General features: G+C 42.9%; 18 protein-coding genes. 3 read left to right on the plus strand and 15 right to left on the minus strand.

Features of this window, described 5'->3' with window-relative positions:
* Positions 1–25 precede the first annotated feature (25 nt).
* Positions 26–1,348: a nucleotide sugar dehydrogenase gene (locus ACHZES_RS12350; RefSeq protein WP_395549341.1), complete on the minus strand. Its 1,323-nt coding sequence runs from the start codon at positions 1,346–1,348 to the stop codon at positions 26–28.
* A gap of 771 nt (positions 1,349–2,119) precedes the next feature.
* Here ACHZES_RS12350 and ACHZES_RS12355 point away from each other — a divergent pair.
* Together ACHZES_RS12355 and ACHZES_RS12360 are read left to right on the plus strand one after the other, a co-directional pair.
* On the plus strand, positions 2,120–3,550 hold the full coding sequence (locus tag ACHZES_RS12355; protein WP_038278066.1) for a sugar transferase: 1,431 nt from the start codon (positions 2,120–2,122) through the stop codon (positions 3,548–3,550).
* Between the two features lie 296 nt (positions 3,551–3,846).
* Positions 3,847–4,197: a helix-turn-helix domain-containing protein gene (locus tag ACHZES_RS12360; RefSeq protein ID WP_395549339.1), complete on the plus strand. Its 351-nt coding sequence runs from the start codon at positions 3,847–3,849 to the stop codon at positions 4,195–4,197.
* Between the two features lie 81 nt (positions 4,198–4,278).
* Here the strand turns inward: ACHZES_RS12360 and ACHZES_RS12365 are convergent, their stop codons facing one another.
* The 13 genes from ACHZES_RS12365 to ACHZES_RS12425 all read right to left on the minus strand — a co-directional run bounded on the left by ACHZES_RS12365 (position 4,279) and on the right by ACHZES_RS12425 (position 20,756).
* Entirely contained in the window at positions 4,279–4,770 is a 492-nt protein-coding gene (locus ACHZES_RS12365) for a GNAT family N-acetyltransferase (protein WP_395549338.1), read from the minus strand.
* A 53-nt stretch (positions 4,771–4,823) separates the two neighbouring features.
* Complete coding sequence (locus ACHZES_RS12370; protein ID WP_395549337.1) at positions 4,824–5,534, minus strand: ComF family protein; 711 nt, start codon at positions 5,532–5,534, stop codon at positions 4,824–4,826.
* Positions 5,535–5,857: 323 nt separating this feature from the next.
* Positions 5,858–8,083 carry an ATP-dependent RecD-like DNA helicase gene (locus tag ACHZES_RS12375; protein ID WP_395549335.1) on the minus strand — a complete coding sequence of 742 codons (2,226 nt, stop codon included), beginning with the start codon at positions 8,081–8,083 and terminating at the stop codon, positions 5,858–5,860.
* 204 nt (positions 8,084–8,287) lie between these two features.
* Entirely contained in the window at positions 8,288–9,298 is a 1,011-nt protein-coding gene (locus ACHZES_RS12380; RefSeq protein WP_089991945.1) for a rod shape-determining protein, read from the minus strand.
* Between the two features lie 458 nt (positions 9,299–9,756).
* A complete protein-coding gene (gene nagA / locus ACHZES_RS12385; protein ID WP_395549334.1) occupies positions 9,757–10,938 on the minus strand; it encodes an N-acetylglucosamine-6-phosphate deacetylase in 1,182 nt (393 codons plus the stop codon).
* A gap of 66 nt (positions 10,939–11,004) precedes the next feature.
* On the minus strand, positions 11,005–11,772 hold the full coding sequence (locus ACHZES_RS12390) for a glucosamine-6-phosphate deaminase (protein ID WP_395549333.1): 768 nt from the start codon (positions 11,770–11,772) through the stop codon (positions 11,005–11,007).
* A complete protein-coding gene (locus ACHZES_RS12395) occupies positions 11,765–12,517 on the minus strand; it encodes a response regulator (protein ID WP_395549332.1) in 753 nt (250 codons plus the stop codon). Before ACHZES_RS12395 ends, ACHZES_RS12390 begins: the two co-directional genes overlap by 8 nt.
* Before the next feature lie 41 nt (positions 12,518–12,558).
* Positions 12,559–13,827: a Gfo/Idh/MocA family protein gene (locus ACHZES_RS12400; RefSeq protein ID WP_395549331.1), complete on the minus strand. Its 1,269-nt coding sequence runs from the start codon at positions 13,825–13,827 to the stop codon at positions 12,559–12,561.
* Positions 13,828–13,837: 10 nt separating this feature from the next.
* A complete protein-coding gene (locus tag ACHZES_RS12405) occupies positions 13,838–14,695 on the minus strand; it encodes a carbohydrate ABC transporter permease (protein WP_395549330.1) in 858 nt (285 codons plus the stop codon).
* Positions 14,696–14,714: 19 nt separating this feature from the next.
* Positions 14,715–15,614: a carbohydrate ABC transporter permease gene (locus ACHZES_RS12410; RefSeq protein WP_395549329.1), complete on the minus strand. Its 900-nt coding sequence runs from the start codon at positions 15,612–15,614 to the stop codon at positions 14,715–14,717.
* Between the two features lie 40 nt (positions 15,615–15,654).
* Positions 15,655–17,040, minus strand: a complete 1,386-nt coding sequence (locus tag ACHZES_RS12415) for an ABC transporter substrate-binding protein (protein WP_395549328.1) — start codon at positions 17,038–17,040, stop codon at positions 15,655–15,657.
* 99 nt (positions 17,041–17,139) lie between these two features.
* Positions 17,140–18,987, minus strand: a complete 1,848-nt coding sequence (locus ACHZES_RS12420) for a sensor histidine kinase (protein ID WP_395549327.1) — start codon at positions 18,985–18,987, stop codon at positions 17,140–17,142.
* Positions 18,988–19,199: 212 nt separating this feature from the next.
* Positions 19,200–20,756, minus strand: a complete 1,557-nt coding sequence (locus tag ACHZES_RS12425; protein WP_395549326.1) for an ABC-F family ATP-binding cassette domain-containing protein — start codon at positions 20,754–20,756, stop codon at positions 19,200–19,202.
* 155 nt (positions 20,757–20,911) lie between these two features.
* On the opposite strand from ACHZES_RS12425, the gene ACHZES_RS12430 reads away from it, so the two are divergent.
* Positions 20,912–21,799 (plus strand): putative ABC transporter permease, encoded by an 888-nt coding sequence (locus ACHZES_RS12430; protein ID WP_395549325.1) that lies wholly within the window; start codon positions 20,912–20,914, stop codon positions 21,797–21,799.
* 71 nt (positions 21,800–21,870) lie between these two features.
* On the opposite strand, the gene ACHZES_RS12435 is transcribed toward ACHZES_RS12430, so the two are convergent.
* Complete coding sequence (locus tag ACHZES_RS12435; protein WP_395549324.1) at positions 21,871–23,607, minus strand: phospho-sugar mutase; 1,737 nt, start codon at positions 23,605–23,607, stop codon at positions 21,871–21,873.
* Positions 23,608–23,620 lie beyond the last annotated feature (13 nt).

Genomic DNA, 23,620 nt, shown 5'->3' on the forward strand with positions numbered 1-23,620 from the left:
AACGGGGTACCGCCTTATTACACCTTTACAATCTCCAGTACCTATATCCAGCTTTTATCACTTTGGAACGATTTAAAACCCCCTTTACATCAATCAAGACCTTACTTGTTATATCATCATTCTTTTTAAAAATGGAATCAATATCAGACAAACTCATCTCTTTAAACTGCTCATGAGCGACAGCTAAAATAACACAGTCTGCATCCACTGCTTCCTCCAGCTTGGTAAGTGTTACATTGTATTCCTTTATAGCATCCTGTTCACTTGCCCAAGGGTCAACAACAAATGGATTAACATCAAATTCTTTTAATCCATTTATAATATCTACCACCTTCGAATTTCTGATATCTGGACAATTTTCTTTAAAAGTCAATCCTAGAATAACAACTTTTGAACTTTTTACTGCCTTCCCGGCAAGGATCATCTGTTTTATTGCAGCATCAGCGATAAACTCTCCCATTGCGTCATTCACTTTACGTCCAGCTAAAACAATCTGACTATGGTAACCCAACATTTCGGCCTCATATGTAAAATAATACGGATCTACACCAATACAGTGACCACCAACTAGACCTGGTCGGAACCCTAATGCATTCCATTTTGTATTCATTCCATCAACTACTTCATTAGTATCAATACCCATTCTATCAAATACCATTGCCAATTCGTTCATGAAAGCAATATTTATATCTCTCTGACTGTTTTCTACCACCTTAATGGCCTCTGCGGTCTTAATAGAAGACACTGGATATGTTTTGACTTCAATAACTAGGTCATAAATATCTTTAATTTCTTGCAATGACTCTTCATCCATACCAGATACAATCTTTTTTATGTTAGGCAGAGTATTAACCTTATCACCTGGATTAATGCGCTCTGGACTATATCCAACTTTAAAATCCACGCCACAGTTCAAACCGGATTCCCTTTCTAAAATAGGAACACAAACATCTTCTGTGACTCCTGGATAAACGGTTGACTCGAATACGACAATGGAGCCCTTTGTAAGATTTTGTCCCAAAATTTTAGAAGCACCCTCAACCGGTGTAAGATCTGGCGTTTTATCCTGATTAACAGGAGTCGGAACCGCTACTATATGGAATTTTGCTTCCTTCAATTTTGAAACATCAGAGGTAAATTCGACTTCTGTGTTTTTGATAATATCGCTGCCTACTTCATTTGTCGGGTCAAAGCCTTTTTTATATAACTCAATCTTTGCATTATTTAAGTCAAAACCCACAACCTTTACCTTTTTTGCAAAGGCAACCGCAATAGGCAGCCCAACATATCCCAGACCAACCACGGAAACCTTTTCTTCGCCATTTACTATTTTTTCATACAGAGACATCGCTATTACCTCCAATTTTCTTTAGAAATATATACATACTAATAATGAATAAACCATATTATTCCATTGTTATAGATCTAGCCAAATTACTAGATTTATCTACATCTAGTCTCTAGGTCGCGCTTACGTAATATCCTATTTTTTTCGAATAATCGCCACGACTCTTGAGCCCAACTAATAGTAGGCAAACATCCATATAACGCTTAGGCATATTCCCCTCCTCTATGGCCTGAAAATCTTGTTTTTTAAAACTTGTTCTTTCCTAGGCTTTAAAATATAAATACAATTAATGTAAGCCAATTTTTAAAGATACTAGAATCCCTCTCAATTTTTACATCGAGATATAAGATAAAAGACTAAGCTAGTAAAATTATTAATTAAACCACCCTAGATTTTAAAATATTAATATTAGCACTCACTTATAAAATGGATACTTTTCATTAAATAACCGTTAAAAACATACCTTTATTATACCTTCATAAAAGGTGTTGTCAATCAAATACATTAATTTAAAACAATAAAAATCCTGCTATATTATACAAATATCATATTTCGAAAAGTTTCACTTTATTTTTGTAACCAGTAACTTCTTTGTAACGCTCCTTAAAAAAAATACTACGAAAATCAACCGAAAACCCTCACTAATTCCCGCACAAACATTGACATTCCCCTCGTAAAAGGTATAATTAATACAGGTTATAAACGTACGTTTATAACCTGCTATTAACGCCAGATCAAATCAAAAATCAAATGGGCAAACGGGGTGAAACGATGTATAAAAAAGCAAATGAAGGCTGGTTTAAATATCTTGATTTCATAATTCTTGATGCATTATGTCTTCAGATATCATTTATTCTGGCTTATTTTATCCGGCAAGAAAATTTCAGGCCGTACAGGACTTTTCTTTACCGTAATATGGCCATTCTTCTTTTTATGATTCAAATAATCGTAACATTTTTCTTTGATAGCTTTAAGGATGTCTTAAAAAGAGGATATTACAAAGAGTTTATTGAAACGCTAAAGCATACTAGTTTGGTAATCCTTTTTACTGTTTCATATTTTTTCCTAACACAAACGGGAGAACTATATTCCCGTATCATATTGCTTCTTACCGGAATGTTCTATGCATTTTCCTCATACTTAATCAGAGTATTCTGGAAAGATCACCTAAAAAACTCAGGGCTAGGTAATAACGGGAAACGTTCCCTGTTAGTTATCACAAGCAAGGATATGGCTTCAACGGTCTTGAATAATATATGCAATCACAATTATGAAGGTTTTCAAATTAGTGGAATCGTAATTGCAGATGCCAATATGACAGGTAATGAGATAGACGGCATACCTGTGGTCTCCGATATAAGGAATGTAGTAAATTATGTATGTCACAAATGGGTGGATGAAGTATTTATAAATATGCCAAGAGATTTTTCTCCATTAGAAAATACCATTGATAGTTTTACCGAAATGGGCATAACAGTTCATCAGAATCTTATTGATATCACTGCATTAAGTGAACAAAAGCAAAGAGTTGAGCGTATGGGAGATTATACGGTGCTGACCACCAGCATTAACATGGCAAGTTCAAAGCAACTTTTAGTAAAAAGAGTTATGGACATTGCAGGCGGTACCATTGGCTGTGTCATAGCCGCTTTACTGTATCTAGTTCTCGCTCCTTGTATTTATATCCATTCTCCCGGACCCATCCTATTCTCTCAGGTCCGCGTCGGTAAGAATGGAAAAAGATTTAAAATATATAAATTTCGTAGTATGTACATGGACGCAGAAAAGCGCAAAAAGGAACTGATGGCGCAGAATCGTATAAAGGATGGAATGATGTTTAAGATGGACCGCGATCCGCGTATTATAGGGGGAGAAAAGGGGATAGGAAGCTTTATGCGTAATAATTCCTTAGATGAATGGCCCCAGATGTGGAACGTATTAAAAGGTGACATGAGTCTAGTCGGAACCCGCCCCCCTACAATCGATGAGTGGGAGAAATACGAACTGCATCACCGGGCAAGGCTGTCAATCAAACCTGGGCTTACCGGTTTATGGCAAATCAGTGGCCGAAGCAGTATTACAGATTTTGAGGAAGTGGTCAAGTTAGATAAAAAATACATAACCGAATGGAACTTTAAACTGGATGTCAAAATCTTGTTGAAGACAGTAGGTGTAGTCGCTTATAGGGAAGGTGCTTTATAAATTATATAATAGGCTAGAATAGTGGTTTTTATAACCACTATTCTAGCCTATTTTGTAATTTTACCCTCTGTTTAATATCTATAATATCTTTTATTTTTATGGCTTTTATAACTACATTCATTTACATCACTCAACATATACCAGCTCATATTCAAACTATTTTTTTCTTCAAAAATTTTCCAGTAATTTAAATTTACATTGGTGATATACTTTTAAAACAGGTGTTACCAATATCTTTGTTCGATATAATTATTTCGAATAATAAAACAGAGTTGGGGAAAGTTTAGAGGTCATGAATGAAGTACAACAAGATTGAAGTAGGTCAAAGAATACGTTATCGGCGAATTCTAATCGGTTGGACGCAAGAGGAACTAGCAGAAAAAATTGGTCGTGCTTATAAATATTGTCAGGATATCGAACGCGGAACGTGCGGGATGTCTGTTGAGACTATGCTAAGCATCGCATCAAGTTTAAATGTTTCTTTAGATTATTTGATTTATGGAACAACGGAATCAGAAAAAGAAAAAGACGCACTTCTTGGCGAACAGCAGGCCGTTATTAGCCTCCTTGGGCAATGCAGTGATCAGAAACGACGTTATGCGCTGGATTTGTTAAAATTATTTATGAAAGCCAGCGATAATAGATAAAGATTAAAAAGAACATATTGCACCCCTGCTTTTGAAAGCGAAGTGCAATATGTTCCTTTTATATCTGATTACATAAAATCTCTAAACCAACATCTGATAATTCTCTATATCCAACATTTTTCCAAACTTAACTCCCACTTCCCTTATAGTCCCACAATGAATAAATCCCAATCTCTCATGAAGCCGGATACTCGCCTCGTTCCCTCCGGTTATTACAGAAATGACCGTATGAATATCGTCCCTTTCCTTCGCAGTCTCAAGAATTGCATAGGCCAGCTCCCCGGCTATTCCTCTGCGACGATATTCCTTATCAATATATACGGACAGTTCTACTGTGGCTGAATAGGCCTCTTTAGGGCGGTAAGAGGAAAGGCTTGCATACCCCACTGCTTTACCATCTTCTTCTGCCACAATCAATGGATGATTCCCCACGTTATGTTCCCGAAACCAGACCAGCCGCTCCTCCATTGTTTTAGGATTTAAATCAAACGTAGCCAGTCCATGTTCCACTTCATAATTATAAATGTCTAAAAGCTCCGGCATATCCTTTTCTTCTGCGGTTCTGATCACCATATTCTTTCCTCCTGGGTATGTGATTGGACTTAACAAATGTATCATACATCAAACTACTGTCCTCGTCCAATACAAATTGCAATAAAATAAACCCTTTTTATTCCAGCCTTTTTCAACGCTCGTGTACAAGCCTCTATGGTGCTTCCCGTGGTATATATATCATCCACTAAAATAACCCCTTCCACCCCTGTTATCATTTTTCCCGCCGAAAATGCCTCCTCCAGGTTCTTAAGCCTTCCCACTGGGTCAAGCCCCTTTTGGGGCATGGTTTTTTTATTTCTGACCAGCATTGAGGGGCAAACAGCAATTCCAAGACGTTCTCCGATCCTGTAGGCTAAAATCTCCGCCTGATTAAATCCTCTCTCCTTTCTCCGTGAAGGATGGACTGGAACAGGAACAAGAACGTCCGCCTCCATACGCTGGATCAGCTTCCCATACCGGGCACATATCGCTTCCCCGTAAAAGTCCAGGTATTCCCGTTTATTCTTATATTTGATTTTCGCCATGGAACTTCCTGCGTTCTGATCATAATTTACAAGAGCCCTTCCATGCTCAAAAGTACGCTTATGCCTGACGCAGTCAAAACAATACTCCATATCAGGACTTATTACCTCCTTGCCACATTTTTTACAGACAGGGTTTTTGACAAATGATAATTTTTTCATACATTCCGGGCAGATCAGCCTGCCTTTTGGCATAACGATTTCGTCACAGACTGGGCATCGTCTGGGAAATAGCAGATCAATAAAAAAAGATGGGTACATATAAAAGATTCTCCTTAAGTAGATTTGAATTATAGATATAGATTTGAGATTTGAATTTCAGATTTGAATTCAAGTTAAGATTGGGATTTAAGATTGAGATTTAAGAAAAGAATATAAAAAAGTATATAGAAAAGAATATTAGAAAAAAATATTAGAAATGACTTAATATAAAATAAATCAAAAGGTTTATTTGATGGGCACCCCCATACAAACCCCACACGCCCAAAGAGCTTACGCAAGCGACGAGCCGAACGAACATGCATACATGTTCACTCGACAGCCACCGCAATAACAAGAAATACAAACAAGCAAATTTCTCTCCGTTAAGATAACATACTAATCTCACAGATCCGGTCCTTCAAGCCCGAATATCTCCGCTGCTCCATTTCATTATTCACCATATCTCCGAAAACCTCCGGCATTCCCACCAGGCAGACACAGGATTTTGCACGGGTCACCGCGGTGTAAATCAGGTTTCTGGTCATCAACATCCTTGGACCGGAAAAAACAGGAATGACGACTGCCGGATATTCACTTCCCTGTGACTTATGAATGGTAATAGCATAAGCAAGCTCCAGCTCCTCCAGTTGCTTAAAGCTGTAGTCCACCATACGCCCCTCGTCGAATTCCACAGTCACCAGCTCTGCAAAGGCATTAATCTCCCGGACAATCCCCATATCTCCATTGTAAACACCGGTACCCTTGTCCATGGGAATCCCGTACTTGTTACGGACCTCCCACTCAATGTTATAATTATTCTTGATCTGCATGACCTTATCGCCTACCCGGTAAGTGACTCCGGCCGTTTCCTTTTCCGCCTTTCCATCTCCAGGGGGATTTAAATATTCCTGTAAAATGGTATTCAGCCGTTCCACACCGATGGCGCCTTTTCTCATCGGCGTCATGATCTGAATATCATAGGTCTTTGCATGAACATAACCAGGCAGTTTATCCTGAACCAAGGTGATCATGGCATTGATGATCGCATTGGGGTCCTCTCGCTTTATAAAGAGAAAATCATTACTCTTTTTCCCCAGGGGGACCTGCTCTCCCCTGTTGATCTTATGGGCATTGACCACAATATCACTTTGGGTGGCCTGACGGAAAATCTTAGTGAGCATAACCACGTTAAAGCTTCCGGAATCTATCATGTCCCGAAGAACATTACCGGGGCCAACGCTGGGAAGCTGATTCACATCTCCCACAAGGATGAGCCTTGTCCCCGGATTGATTGCCTTTAGCAGAGACTGCATCAAATGGATATCCACCATGGAAGTCTCATCAATGATCACTGCATCGGCATCCAGAGGGTTTTCCTCATTTCTCTCGAAATGCATCCCCAGAGACCTGTCATCTCCCGGGACGCCAGTCAGTTCCAGTAGCCGGTGGATAGTCCTCGCCTCATATCCGGTTGCTTCCGTCATCCTCTTTGCTGCCCTGCCGGTAGGGGCCGCAAGGAGAATTTCCATCTCCTGACTTTCAAAGAAACGTATGATGGTGTTGATAGTGGTCGTCTTACCAGTACCCGGACCTCCTGTGATAATAAGAAGTCCGCTGTTGACCGCTTCCACCACTGCCTGAACCTGTTTTTCATCCAGCTCGATCTGCTCTTCCTTTTGTAGCTTAAGAAGCTGGGTCCGGATCTCCTCTTCCGCCATCCGCCCCCTTATATTTAAGTCATGAAGCATCTTTGCTACATTTAGCTCCATATAATAATACTGGGAAGCGTAAACAATCCGTTTCCCTTCTAATTCTCGGATGACAAGCCGTTTATCCAGCTGCATATCCATTAAATGTTTTTCTATAAAAGACGGTTCTATTTTAAGAAGCTCAGAGGTCTGGGACAAAAGCTCTCCCTCAGGCAGATAAGTATGACCGTTTGCAGTAGCCTGTAAAAGGGTGTACAGCACGCCGCATTTAATACGGAAATCCGAATCTGTGAAAATTCCTGCTTTTCTGGCTATTTCATCCGCCATTTTAAAACCTACGCCGGGAATATCATCCGCCAGCTGGTATGGGTTTTCCTTTAGAACGCTGTAAAGCCTGGGACCATACTCCTGATAGATCTTGACCGCCAGATTCATGGTGATTCCGTACTCCTGAAGGAACATCATGGCCTGGCGCATTTCCTTTTTCTCCTCAACCTGTTGAGAAATAGACATCGCCATCTTTTCGCTGACTCCCTTTACTTCGGAGAGCCGTTCTGGCTCCTCTTCCATAATACGGAATGTATCAGCTTTAAATCGGCGGACGATCCTGGAGGCCAGAGCTGCCCCGATACCCTTAATGGCTCCTGATCCCAAATACCGTTCCATGGCCGCAGTATCTTCCGGGGCCTTGATCTCATAGCTCTCTACGGTCATCTGCTCCCCATATACTGGATGCTCGGTCATGGAGCCAACAGCTTCGATCATTTCTCCCTCGCTTATGTAATGGAAACTTCCCACAAGGGTATACTCTTCTCCAGCCTCCACGAGACTTAGAACCGTGTAGCCGTTGTCCTCGTTCCTGTATTTAATTTTCTCTACAAATCCGCAGACTGTTGCCATGGCTCCTCCCGTGAACGATAAGTAACGTGCTTTGCCGGCTCGAACGAAGATACTAGCATCTTCATCCAGCCCTTAGCTTGCACAAATACAAGCGGACTGCCGCAAAACCAGCCCCGCCGGAATCTTGCGATGCCGCCAGGGTCGTTCTAAAGCAGTCCTGTCAACCATAGGCAGGACTGATATTACTATCAGCCTGTCTTTTGGTTAAAATTCTGTTTTATTATCTCCGCCATGCATGAATTCAATAAATTTTCCTGTTCCAATGGCCACAGCAGTCAGCGGATCCTCTGCGATCATCGTTGTAATTCCGGTCTTTTCCTCAATTAAGGCATCCAGACCGCTTAAGAGAGAGCCGCCTCCGGTAAGCACGATTCCCCGGTCAAAAATATCGGCTGCCAGTTCCGGTGGAGTACGCTCCAGCACGTTGTGAACCGCGTCTACGATCTGCATAGCCGGCTCTTTTAAGGCATCTAAAGTCTCGTCCGAAGTTACTACAATGGTTTTTGGCAGACCGGTAACAAGGTTACGTCCGCGAACCTCCATGGTTAAGACCTCCGGCCTTCTGTATGCTGCACCAATGTTGATTTTGATTTCCTCAGCCGTTCTCTCACCGATTAAAAGGTTATGTTTCTTGCGCATATATCGTACAAGAGCTTCATCAAAATCATCTCCTGCAACCTTTATAGAGGTGCTAACTACCGTTCCTCCGAGAGAAATTACTGCAATATCAGAGGTTCCACCGCCTATATCAACGATCATGTTACCACAGGCCTTTGCAATGTCGATTCCAGCACCAATCGCTGCTGCAACTGGCTCTTCAATGATTGCTACTTCTCTTGCCCCTGCTTGATAGGTGGCATCCTCTACCGCTTTTTTCTCCACCTCAGTGGCTCCGCTTGGGATGCACACACTGATTCTTGGTTTTCTCAGTGTCTTTTTTCCTACTGCCTTGTTAATAAAGTATTTAAGCATCTTTTCCGTTACGGTATAATCAGAAATAACGCCTTGGCGAAGTGGCCTTACTGCAACAATGTTGCCTGGTGTTCTTCCGATCATCAGTCTGGCTTCCTCTCCAATAGCTTTGATTTTATTGGTGTCACGGTCTATGGCTACAACGGAAGGTTCCTTTAATACAACTCCCTTTCCCTTAATATAGACAAGTATGCTTGCTGTACCTAAATCGATTCCAATATCATTGGACATCATCATCATGATTCCTCCTGTTCGCTGTATCCTGTTCCCAGGGTTACTTTTATCTTCAAAATTATGCCTAATTCGTAAATGAAGTCACAGTTTCTATTTTATTATATACAATAACCCTAGGATTTTAAAGGTTTTTTTTAATTTTTATTATGTTTATTTTTTTTTAATATATGGTACACATTTTAGTCACATTTTCTCCGTATACTATTAGTACGTTATCTGAAAGGATAACGGGCCTTTTGTTTCAAGTAACTTACTTGAAATCACAAAGCTTTTTCATACTCATACCGGACGGCGAGAGCCGTCCGGCCCCCCTAAAGAGTTCATTTGCCCGCTTCTTACTAACTGGAAGCGGTTTTTTTATTTTAAAATGCAGTTCCGAAAGTGTCCATATTTGTCATAATAAGTAAAACGGCAGGAAATCCATAATATCAGATTTCCTGCCCATTTTAAAATTCCTGCTCTCTCGCCTATTCTTCAAACATAACCTTTCCCCCAACCACAACCAGCTTCACCTGTATATCCTCATCAAACACCACAACATCTCCATCCTTGCCGGATATTAGGCTTCCTTTTTTGTGGTCGATTCCCATGGCTCTGGCTGGTGTTAAGGTCATCATTTTGACTGCATCCGCCAACGGCACACCGGCGATCTGAACCATAGTCCGCACCAGGCGGTCTGCGGTAGCAACACTTCCTGCAAATGCCGAGCGGTCCTTAAGCTTAGCGACACCGTCCTCCACGATTACTTTCTGTCCGGTTACCAGGTTGCCCAGGATGGATTCCCCATCTCCACATCCTGCTGCCCTCATGGAATCTGTTACCAGGCAGATTTTATCCGGCCCTTTTATTTTATAAATCAGTTTCAGCAGGCTTTCCGGCAGATGCATTCCATCTGCAATAACCTCCACAAACAGCTCATCAATCAGGTAACCGCTCTCCACTATTCCGGAATAACGGAAGGAATTGATTCTTTTTACCATGGACATACCGGAATAAAAATGAGTTATCATGCTGTAGCCGTTTTCATAAGCCCTTACTACATCTTCATAGATGGCATTACTATGGCCCATGGAGCACACGATTCCTCTTTTGCTCAATTCCCTTCCAAATTCCATCGCTCCAGGAAGCTCCGGTGCAGCCGTCCATCTGACAATATCATCGCTGAAGTTTAGAATCTCCTGATAATCCTCCCGCTGTGGGTTTTTTATGTACTTCGGATCCTGAGCGCCCCGCTGTTCCACCGAAAAATACGGTCCTTCCAGATGGAGTCCTAATATATTCGGGATCCCCTTCTGGTGCCTGCTCTCTTTCATGCATTTTAATATACCGAACAAATTCTCTTTGCTGCTGGCAAGGGTTGTGGGAACAATGGTCGTGGTTCCATGCTTCATATGGGTCCTGACGCCCGTCAAGATTGCCTCCAGGGTGCCATCCATAAAATCACATCCGCCTCCTCCATGGGTATGAAGGTCTATGAAACCAGGGGAAATGTAACGCCCCTTTACATCAATTACCTCATCGCCCTCTAACCATTCCCATTGACCTTCCTCCAGAATCTGTTCAATAATCCCATTGATAATCATAATCCCCGCCCCGTCGATTATGCGCAGCGGAGTTATTACTTTTCCATTTTTTAATATAGTTCTCATCGATACCCCCTGAGTCAATCGGATATTCGCAATCCGCTTCTCTGCTTGATGAGGTTAAAGTCCGCCTCATACAGGATAAGAATTAACATCCCCATAGAACCTGCAGCCCTCATGTGTCTTAAGAATCGAGGCCGGGCATTCCTCAGAGATCGTTCCTGACAGTGCTCTCTGGGCAGCCCATCGTTTATTTGCTCCGGGAACGATGGTGAATAAATGCCGTCCCGACAGAAGCATCGGTATGGTAAGGGTTACCGCATGAGTGGGTACTTGATTGATGCGTTCAAAACATCCGTCATTTACCTGCTGCTGCCTGCAGACCGAATCCAGCTTTACCACTTTTACTTTCTTAGGATCATGAAAATCTGCAACTTCCGGGTCGTTAAAGGCGATATGCCCATTTTCCCCGATTCCCAGGCATACAATATCAATCTCCTCTTCTTCCAGAAGTCTTGTATACCTATCACATTCCATTTCCGGATTATCCTTTTCCGGCATCAATAGATGGACGGTTTGGGGCTTCACATCATCAAATATGGATTTTATAAGAAAGGTACTAAAGCGCTGGTTGGCATCCGGTTCTAGTCCGATATACTCATCCATATGGAATGCCTCCACTCTGTCCCATGGGATATCCTCTATCTGTTTTAGTGCCTCCAAGAACTCATTTTGGGAGGGAGCCGCAGCAAATACCATACGAATCTTTTCTTTTTGCTTCAAAAGCTCTTTCATGCAGTCAGCCGCATCCTTTGCCGCATATTTCCCCATCTGCTCTCTTGTCTGAAAGACACAGAGCTGCAGCTCATCAATCTTTGTTTTATAAACCGGTTCAACCATAAAAATCATCCTCCTTTACTTTTGACAGCTCACCTCTGCACTCCCTTGGAGGGACCCCAAAATACTTCTTAAATGCCTTTGAAAAGCTGCGCGGATCTGAATACCCTACCTGGATACAAATCTCGTTAATCAGGCAATCCGAATTATTTAACATCTGCTTTGCCTTTTCCATCCGGACTTTTGTCAGATAATCCATATAATTCATGTTCGTTTTCTTTTTAAACAGGCGGCTGATATAAAAAAGGTTCAGATGAAACAACTCCGAAATCTCTTCCAGGCTGGCTTTCGCGCAGTTTTCATCAATATAATTCCGGATGCGTTCAATCACATCTGTCTCTTCCCAGGTTTCCTTATCCTTCTGCGTTCGTTCCCGGTCAAGTTCCTCCCGCATCTCCATGAATGTCTGCTTCAGTTCTTCGTATTTCGTTGGCTTTAAGACATAATGCCGGACGCCCACGCGCATGCTAGCCTGGGCGTATGAGAATTCTCCATGCGCGCTTAAAAGAATCACCTTTATATTCAGCTTGTTCTCATAAATGTACTGCGCTACCTCAATACCTGTCACATGGGGCATCATGATATCAATCAGCAGAACATCGATTGGGTTGGATTCAATAAACGCAATGGCTTCCCTGCCATCTTCGCAGACGCCAGCCACTTCAAATCCCTCCTGCTCCCAGGGAAAATAATTTGCTAAGCTTGTACGGATTGTCACCTCGTCATCAACGATAAGTAATTGATACATGATATCCCCCACCTGATTCCTTTTTTTATCTTTGCTGCCTGTTATTTACAATTCTTGCTGGTTAAGCTTTCTTTCTTAAAATCCTCTATATCCACAACGATACTCTTATGCCTTGATTCCTCTGCCGCAAATGCCATGATGTGGCTGTCCACAGACAGTTCTGCGCTGGTTCTGGCCGACTCCCAGTTTTCACTGCGAATCATGGATATTACATCCCTCATCAGCATGGTATCCCCGCCGCTGTGAGTTCCTTCTGCCGCCTTTGGCCGGATAATCCTCTCCTCCGTCTCCCCAAAGCGGCGGACCGTTACGTAATTCTTCTCCATGTTGGCCCTTAAGTCACCTTTCGTTCCCAGAATACGCAGTTCTCTGGTCTCTGTTGCATTAAAACCATTTAAGTTAAAGGATGCCGTAATCCCGTCTTCGTACAGCATATTTACAACCTGGTGGTCGGCAACTGCATTGTCACAATGGAACACGCAACGTCCGTAACCGCCCTCCCGCAAAGCCTTTTTTCTCGCCTCAAGGGAAGTGTCAACGCTAATCATACTGGTAGGCCAGGCCACATTGTCCGTCAGATATTGCTTCATTGCAGAAAACGGACATTCCTGTTCAACGGAGCAATCCATACATCGTTCGGCCGAACCAGCCGGAGCATTTTCCTTTTTGAAATAAGTCAGTTCGCCAAAGGAGCTGATTTTTACACATTTTTTTCCTATGAGCCAGTTTAAAATATCCAGATCGTGGCATGACTTGGCAAGAATAATAGGGCTGAAATTCCGGAAATTCCCCCGCACATAGCTGTGTGCAATATGGGTATAGGATGCATTTTCCGCATGATGGACGGAAATGATCCGCCCAACTGCATCCTCCTCCAGAAGCTGCTTAATGGTGCTGAAAACAGGAGTGTACCGTAGAACGTGGCACACCAACAGATGACAGCCATTGGCCCTGGCGAGACGCACAAGCTCCAGACATTCCCAGGGGTCAGGCGACATAGGTTTTTCCAAAAGGCAGTTAATGCCTTTTTTAAGAACCATGGTTGCATGGTTAAAATGGTCCCCATCCAAAGTTGACACAATCGCCAAATCAACATCCTGTAGCTGGCTTATCATTTCCTTTGCATCAGAAAACCTTCTCTCCTCCGGAACACCATATTTATTACCGACTTTTTCAAGCCTTTCAGGCAGTATGTCACAGACATAGGCAATCTCTGCCTCCTCCGGATGGTTTAATATGTAATCCGAGTAGGCGGAGCCCCTGTTCCCGCATCCTATCACTCCTACTCTGACTTTCTTATGATTCAACATTTTTATCCCCCTATCCCTTTAATCCTGAAGTAGCAATGCCTTCCACAAAATAAGGCTGCGCAATGAAGAACAAAACAATGCCCGGTATCAGGCTGACCAGCGTATTGGCCAGAAGCGGCCCCCACGATATGCTGGAGGTGCTGTCAATCAAGCTTCTGAGAAACAGAGATACCGTAAACTTATCAACTGAGCTTATGTAAATTAGCTGGTTTAAATAATCATCCCAGGTCCAGATGAATGTAAATATGGCAACGGAGAACAGCACCGGCTTGCACAGCGGCATGATAATTCTTCCATAAATGCTAAAGGTACTGCAGCCATCCATATACGCTGCCTCATCAAGCTCCTTGGGAATCCCACGGATAAATTGCACCATCAGGAATACGTGGAATCCATTTACCGCACAAAATGCCGGGATTGAAAAAGGCAGATAGCTGTCAATCCAGCCTATTTTGCTGAACATGATGTACTTTGGTATTAATGTCACCTGGGACGGAAGCATCATGGTTGCCAGCATAAATATGAACAGCGGCCATTTGCCAATAAAGTTAAGCCGCGCAAATGCAAAGCCTGCCAGGGAACTGGAGATGACAGTTCCCCCGATAACGACTCCTACCATTACAAAGGTATTTTTTAAAAAGTAACCGAATGAATGGTTCGGATTGATATACCACCCATCAGCAAAGTTTTTCAAGGTGAAATTTTCGCTGATTAATTGAAATTCACCGCTGAATATTTCGGAACCCGGCTTGAAAACACCGCTGACCAGCCATATCATAGGAAATAGCATAATAAAGCTTCCCATGATTAAGATCGCATGGGTTATGGCATTCTTGAATTTCTGATTATTCTTAAATCTCCTGTTCATGCAAGACACCCACATTTTTTCAGTTTTCATAATACACCCACTTTTGAGACGATTTAAATATCACCAATGCAAACGCAAGTATAATGAACGTCAGCACCCAGGCCAGAGCTGATGAGTATCCCATTCGGTGGGACTCGAAAGCAGTCCTGTAAAGGTGAAGCATGTACACGTATGTAGAATCTGCCGGACCTCCGTTTGTTATGACAGAAACCTGGGTAAATACCTGGAATGCATTGATGATACCCATAATCAGATTAAACAGAATCGTGGACGATATCATGGGAAGCGTAATCTTAAAAAACTGATTGACCTTTCCGGCTCCGTCAATATCACCGGCTTCATATAATTCCCTGGGAACCTGCTTTAATGCCGCCAGAAAAACAACCATAGCCGAACCAAACTGCCATGCCCCCATAAGCGCCAGGGTTGATAAGGACATTTTGGGATTGGTCAGAAAGTCAAAGGGCCCCAGACCAAAGATTCCAAGGAATTCATTTACAAACCCGTCTCTGGACAAAACAATCTTCCATGTCACAGCCATAGCAATCCCTGCGCCCACAATGGACGGGATATAGTAAATGGTGCGGTAAACAGACATTCCCTTCACATTCTGATTGAGCAATACCGCAATCAGCAAGGCTGCAATCAGTTTGATCGGGACAAACAGAAACACGTACCTTAATGTGATGAGCAGGCTGTGCTTAAACATCCTGTCTTCGCTAAACATTTCTATAAAATTCTGAAGGCCAATGAATTTCGCTTCACTGTAGATGGAGTAATCTGTAAAGGACAGCCACAGGGACTGAACCATCGGCCCCACCGTAAACAATACGACACCCAGAATCCATGGAAGGAGGAAAAGGAACGCTTCTTTGTTTTTATACTTTCCACTGTCAAAAGGCTTTTTTTCACCGAACACAGCCTTCTCCTTTCTCTTTCTAATCAGCAGGCACTCGCTCCTATTCGCTGAATTTCTCAAGTATCTTATTGCTTTCCTTCTCAACTACATCCAGGAATTCCTGAGGGGTGTATTTGCCGAACATCATATTCTCAAATTCACGTACCAGCATAGAATGAATCTCCATATACCCTGACGGGAAAGGTTCGTTTTCAACGTCCGTTGATGTGGATTTCTCAATGCATTCCAACATCCTCTTTTCCATTTCGCTGAGCGAACCGGATATACGGCTTCTGATCGCGCTGTTTCCCGGGACGCCCCGCTCAAGCAGGAGAATATCTCCGGCGACTTCACTGTTTACCATAAAATCAATCAATCCAGCCGCATTCTCAGGCGATTTGCAATCCTTTGTAATGCAGTAGACCATGCTTGGATTGACCCATCGGGCCTCCTTCTCCGCTCCCTTAGGGGTACACTCAATTCCAAAATTAATGCCCATACCCATATAGGTCTGAGTCATTGGAGAAACATTGATAATCATTGCAGTCTTTCCGGTCTGGAAGTCATCCACATTCTGAGGATTGGAAGCTGTTATCTCTAAAGGAGGCATAATTCCTTCATCCAACGGCTTCTTTATGAATTCAACTGCTGAAAGCCCTTCTTCTGAATTAAAAGCCACTGACTTTAAGTCATTGTTCCACATCCTGCCGCCACGTTCATAGATATATTTCTTAAAAGTAATGTCCGGTCCCGCGGGATTTACCATATAAGCAGTTCCCCAGACATCCGTCTTGCCGTCTCCGTCCGTGTCCATGGTCAGTTTTCTGGCCGCTTCCATGTAATCATCCCATGTCCAGTCCTCTGTAGGATAGGGCACTCCAGCCTTGTCAAAATAGTCCTTATTGTAAAACAAAAGGGACGTGCTTACACCTGCCGGAACTGCATATAGTTTCCCGTCCATGCGGTACATATCAAGTGTTGATTCTGATAAATTGCTCACATCAAGAACGCCCTTTTCGATATACTCATCCAGCGGAACCAATTGGTTTCTGGCTACGTATTCGGCCACATTGGTATAGGACATCTGAACTACATCGGGCCCTGTGTTAGCCGCCAGCTGAGTGGTCAGCTTGTCAAAATACCCTTCCCAGCCAGAATACTCTGTTTTAACCTCTACATCTGGTGCGATTCTTTTGTAAAGCTCCAGTGCATCAACTGTCGCCTTATGGCGTGTTTCCCCTCCCCACCACATAAAACGAAGAGAAGTATTGCCCTCTTTCCGGGCGGTATTTCCCTTGTCGGTCTCGCCGGACTTTGAAGCATCTCCGGCACTCACAGTCTCTGCAAGTTTTTCAGTTCCTGCACCATTGTTCTGCATACATCCGGCCAGACTTAACACCATTGCAAAAGCAGCCAAAGAACATGTAAATAATTTTGCCTTTCTCATAAAATCTCCTTTCTTTGTAATAACATACTTTTTTCATGGATTCATTGTAGCATTGTATGCATTTTTCGGTGAGATTTCATTTTATTCTAAATATGTCTTCTATTTGACCTCTTTTCCGCCCATGGGTGCTCTTTTTGACTTTTGTGCAAATTCAGAACTGTCGGACAATTCCATATCACTGTAATAGTCAATTCCGTCATCTGAAATAATATCGTTACTGAAGTTTTTAATCTCCAAATCCATGTCCGCCGGTAAAACAATTTTCACGCTGGTTCCAAGCCCTTCCTTACTTCTTATTGTCATGGAACAAGTCTCCTCATAGACCAGTTTCAGGCGTTTATATACATTTTTGACTCCGATGTGAATCCCCAGGTTTTTCCTGTTATCGTAATTCATCATTTGCCTCACTTCAAGCAGCCGTTCATTTGACATTCCCATACCAGTATCAATGACTTCAAGGCAGATCTTTTCACCTAAGCAGTAAAGCCTGATCTTCAGCTTACACATTCCGTCCTTTTCTTTTATGCCATGGTAGATGGAATTTTCCACCAAGGGCTGGATAATCATTTTTATGATATAAAAGTCCAACAAACTGTCATCCACTTCCCAGATTACATCAAACCGGTCACGGTAGCGCTCCTGCATGATAGCCAGATAACTCTTTGTATAGGAAAGTTCCTCTTTCAGCATCACCTTTTCATTGGGATTACTAAGGGAGAACTTCAAAACATCCGATAGATGTTCAAGCATTCTGCTTGCATGGTTTTCAAAGCCAAGATGCCCGATGATGCTCCAATTAATTGTTTCAATGGTATTAAACAGGAAATGGGGGTTAATCTGGGATTGCAGAGCCAACAGCTCCATCGCTTCATACCGGCTCTTTTTCTCTGCAAGCTGGGCTTTTACATAGCGGCTTTCAATGAACATTTTAATCATATTTTGTATAATGTATCCATACTCATCCTTTGCTTTCGAGGTAAGCTCCGGAAGGGGATAAGGAGAATCTGCTGCTTCGATGATCTGATAAATTGTATAGATACGATCATAGCTGCGCTTTGAAGCGACATAAGATGCCCCAAGGGCTGCCGCAATACTGATAAGGAAAATCACAGCAATCCTTAGGCTGATTTGATATAGAACCTCGTATAGCTTTCCCGTAGGGACCCGTGATATATAGGTATAACCATTTCCCTCCGACTTCACGGTAATATACCTATATTGGAAGCTTTTCCCTTCCCCATTGTCCTCATGATAGGTAAAATTGTATACTGCTTCACCATCTTTGGAATAAATCTCTATTTCCTGCCCCTCCAGCAGATTAAGGGCGCTCAGCCGCTCGTCAAAATAGGAACCATAAATATTCAATGCCACCGTACCTACCTGCTTTAATCCTGTATACAGCTTACGGTATACCGTGATCACATCTGTCGGCGATTCAAAGGAATAACGTTTGATTCCCCTGTACCTGGTCCAGGTAGTTTCATCCATTTTCCTCAATGCCCCGGCATCTTTCAACCATTTTGAATCCAGAAACTGTTCCGGCATCTGTCTCCCATTGTTGCTGACCATAAAGCTGTCTTCCGGATTATCTATCTGAAGATAGATGGAATGGATATACTGCCTTGAATTTGCTATTGTATTCATAAAATTCAGCATTTCAAAATCAACCGCCCGCTTTTCCGGCGTAACCGTATTACTGTCGGAATACTCCCCGTAATCCTGTTCCTTTGTATAAAACTCAAAATTCAGGCTTAAGGAATTCACTTCATTTAAAATTGTCTCCACGTTGGTCTGAATCTGACTTAAAAGATTCTCATTGTTCTTATTCAGCTCCCGCAGGAAAACGTGATAAACAAAATATAAGGTGATAGCTCCGCACATCAGAAGAACGGCAAAAATAGGAAGTGCAAAAGTGATAAGGTTTTTGATGAACCATTTCTTTTTCATGGCATTATTTCCTTTAGCTTTTTCTTTGGCTTATATTGCTTTCAGTATATCATTTCAAGACTGATCCCACCAGTATTTTAAGTTTATAAAGATACCATATAAAACAAAAAGAGGACGCAATACAGCATCCTCTTCCACAGTTATTTTTCTCTTACAAGCCAATCATCATCTTGTTCCGACCTGCCCCAACTTTTTTCTTTATCAGTATATTATTAAGATAATTTAAGAGCCCATTCTCTGCAGTCCAGCACTCTGGTAGCAATTCCTTCGTAGAACTCCGGTTCATGGCAGATTAGGAGAATACTTCCCTTATACTCCTTTAAAGCTCTCTTAAGTTCTTCCTTTGCCTCCACATCCAGATGGTTAGTAGGCTCATCCAGTAAAAGGACATTGGTTTCCCGGTTAAGGAGTTTACATAATCTGACCTTTGCCTGCTCTCCTCCGCTAAGTACCCGCACCTGACTCTCAATGTGATTGGTAGTCAGACCGCATTTGGCAAGAGCCGACCGGACCTGGTACTGGGTATAGGAAGGAAACTCTTTCCATATCTCTTCGATGCATGTGGTAGTATTTCCAGGGGCCATCTCCTGTTCAAAGTATCCGATGGAAAGGTAATCTCCAAGCTCAATATCTCCCTCTAAGGACGGTATAAGCCCCAGGATGCTCTTTAACAGGGTAGTCTTTCCGATGCCGTTTGCACCTACTAACACCACCTTTTCCCCGCGCTCCATAGAAAGATTCAAAGGCCTTGACAAAGGCTCCTCATAACCAATAACCATATCCTTGGTCTCAAAGATATATTTCCCGGCTGTTCGGGCTTCCATAAAATGAAACTCCGGCTTTGGCTTATCTCTTGAAAGCTCAATGACATCCATCTTATCCAGCTTTTTTTGTCTGGACATGGCCATGTTCCTGGTGGACACCCGGGCCTTATTCCTGGCTACAAAGTCCTCCAGTTCCGCAATCTCCTGCTGCTGCCGCTTATAAGCCGCCTCTAATTGTGACCGTTTCACCGCATACACTTCCTGAAACTTTTCATAATCACCCACATAACGGTCCAGGCTTTGGTTCTCCATATGGTAAATGATGTTGATTACACTGTTTAAGAAGGGGATATCATGGGATATCAGGATAAATGCATTTTCATACTCCAGAAGATACCGCTTCAGCCATTCAATATGCTGTACATCCAGATAATTCGTCGGCTCATCAAGGAGAAGGATATCCGGTTTCTCCAATAAAAGCTTTCCTAAAAGAACCTTAGTCCTCTGGCCTCCGCTTAATTCCGTCACGTCCTTATCCAGGCCCATGTCACTTAATCCTAAGGCTCTGGCTACTTCCTCCACCTTTGAATCAATAATGTAAAAGTCATGGGCCATGAGAAGATCCTGAATGGTTCCAAGCTCCTCCATCATGGAGGCCATGGTTTCCTCATCCACCTCTCCCATTTTGTCACAGATCTCATTCATCTGTTCTTCCATTTGAAACAGGAACGCAAAAGCGCCTTTTAACACGTCCCGGATGGTCATCCCCTTATCTAACACCGTATGCTGGTCCAGATAACCAACGCGGACCCGTTTCGCCCACTCCACCTTACCTTCATCCGGTTGTAATGTTCCGGTTATTATATTCATAAATGTGGATTTTCCTTCTCCGTTGGCTCCGATCAGGCCGATATGCTCTCCCTTTAAAAGGCGGAATGATACATCCTGAAAGATGGCACGGTCCCCGAATCCATGGGTCAGATGTTCTACGTTTAATATGCTCATTGAAAAACTCCTTTTCGCCGACTACTCACTATTCTAAATATGAAACATTCATAATTCTACATGACAGAAGCAATTAAGGCAAGCAAAGGTTGCAAAAAAAGACAAAAACGTTTATGATAAACCCAATAAGAATTTTCCATGGAAGGGTTATGTTTATGTACTTATATACTTGGTATCAGTGGCTGCTGTTTTTCTTCATCTATTGCTTTATCGGCTGGATCATCGAATCCACTTATGTTTCCGTAAGAAGCCTTCATTTTGTAAACCGCGGCTTTTTAAGACTTCCCCTTCTTCCGCTCTACGGAAGCGGGGCCATTATCATGCTGTGGCTGTCCCTGCCTGTCCAGGGCAACTTATTTCTGGTGTTTCTCTTTGGTATGCTGGGTGCTTCCGCTTTGGAATACGTGACCGGTTATGCCATGGAGCGTCTGTTTAAGATGAAATACTGGGATTACAGCAACAATCCATTTAATTTAAACGGTTATGTCTGTCTTACCAACTCCATCGCCTGGGGATTTCTTACCCTATTGCTGACGGAAGTTATTCACCGCCCCTTAGAATGGCTGGTCCTTCGCCTAAACGTGACAGTGTGCATCATCCTTGTGATTATAGTCGGCATCATTTTTGTCACGGATGCCATACACTCCACTAAGGAAGCCTTAGACCTTGGCCGCATCCTGGAGACCATGACTAAATTAAAGTCCGAACTGGATGAGGTACAGGTGCAGATATCCCTGTTAAAGGCTGAAACAGCCCAAAAGGTATCCGACATAAAAACTGAGACAATTCAGATGGCAACCAGTTTAAAAGACGGTACCAAGGTAAAGATTTCTTCTCTGAAAGCCGAAACTGCCAGCGCATTAAAAGAATCCGCTTTGGTGGAACGCCTTCAGTCGCTAACGGAAACCAAAGAGAAATTGACCGGACGTTTGACCTCTTATCGAAAGGGAATTCTCCGCCGGAACCCTACCGCTTCATCCCGGATGTTCGGTGAGGCATTAAGGGAGTTAAAAGAATATTCCAAAAAATACAAAAAGTCGTAACATAAAAAACAAATCATACAAAAACGGAGCCTGGCTAAAAGCCAGGCTCCGTTTTTATTCTATCATAATTCCTACATCATCTTATCTACCATAGCCATAACAGCCTCTCCCAGCTTTGCAGACCGTTCATCTGCATCCGCCATAGATTCACCCTTTATGCCATAGTAAAACTTAATTTTGGGCTCCGTTCCCGAAGGTCTTACACACAGCCATGCGTCATCCGTCAGATCGTAATAAAGCACATCAGACTGTGGAAGTCCGGTAGGACTGGTTTCTCCGGTATTCATATCCTTAACGGTATCAAGCTTATAATCCCTTGCAGAGAGGACTTGATATCCGCCAACTTCTGTTGGTGTTTCCCTGCGCATGGTCTCCATAATCGCCCGGATCTTTTCCTGACCCTCAATGCCTTTTAAGCCGATGGCCTTCACCGCATCTTTATAATAGCCATATTTTTCATACATGGCAATCATGGCATCCCAAAGGGTCATGCCCTTTGTCTTATAATAGGCTGCAGCCTCACACAAGGCAACCGTAGCAGAAATGGCATCCTTATCACGGGCATAGGTTCCGATCAGACAGCCATAACTTTCTTCCAGGCCGAACATATAGGTTCCGTATCCGGTAGCCTCTTCTTTTAGAATCTGCTGTCCAATGTATTTAAAGCCGGTTAATACCTCAATAAGCTCGCAGTTATAAGCCTTAGCCACTGCATCCACCAGATTCGTGGTAACAATGGATTTGACTACCTGTCCATCAGCGGGGATTGCTCCTCTCTCCTTCTTCTGGCTAAGTACATACTCGCACAGAAGAGAACCGGACATGTTGCCGGTCAAAGGGATGTACCCGCCGGATTTCTCATCCTTTACATACACCCCAAGACGGTCAGCATCCGGGTCGGTTGCCAGAACCAGATCCGCATCCTTTTCCTTTGCAAGGGCAAGGCCCAGTAAAAAGGCTTCCTCTGCTTCAGGATTGGGATAGCTGACCGTAGGGAAGTCACCATCTGGAAGCTCCTGTTCAGGAACCACATACACATGGGTAAAGCCGATTTCTTTTAATGCTCTTCTTGCAGGAAGATTGCCTGTACCATGAAGAGGAGAATAGACAATTTTAATATCATTCTGCATCTTGTCAATGGCATCCTGGTTTACTACCTGAGCCTTTACGTGAGCGATATATTTATCATCCAAAGCGGCTCCGATGATTTCATATTTACCTGATTCCTTTGCAGCTTCCACAGTAGTCGTCTTAACCGTTGAAATATCCGTAATATTCAGGACCTCTGCGGTCACCCCTTGGTCATGAGGAGGAGTAAACTGGGCGCCATCCTCCCAGTATACCTTGTATCCATTATACTCCGGAGGGTTGTGGCTGGCTGTAATATTAATACCGGCAATACAGCCTAACTCTCTTACAGCAAAAGAAAGCTCCGGTGTTGGACGTAATGATTCGAATTTATATGCTTTGATCCCATTGGCCGCCAGCGTAAGCGCTGCCTCCTCTGCAAACTCCGGAGACATATGCCTGGAGTCATATGCAATGGCTACACCCTTATCAGTGCCGCCCTGGCTTTTAATATAATTAGCAAGACCCTGGGTCGCTTTTCTCACTACATAGATATTCATCCGGTTAATTCCGGCGCCGATGATACCTCTTAAGCCGGCGGTGCCAAATTCCAGATCCTGATAGAACCGCTCCTTAATCTCATTCTCATCATCACCGATCCCCCGGAGTTCTTCCTTTGTCGCCTCATCAAAATATGGATTTAAAAGCCATTCCTCATATATACTCCTGTAATCTTTCATAAGCAAAATACTC

The sequence above is a fragment of the Lacrimispora sanguinis genome, from assembly GCF_044987295.1.
In the GTDB taxonomy this organism is placed as follows: Bacteria; Bacillota; Clostridia; order Lachnospirales; family Lachnospiraceae; genus Lacrimispora; species Lacrimispora celerecrescens_B.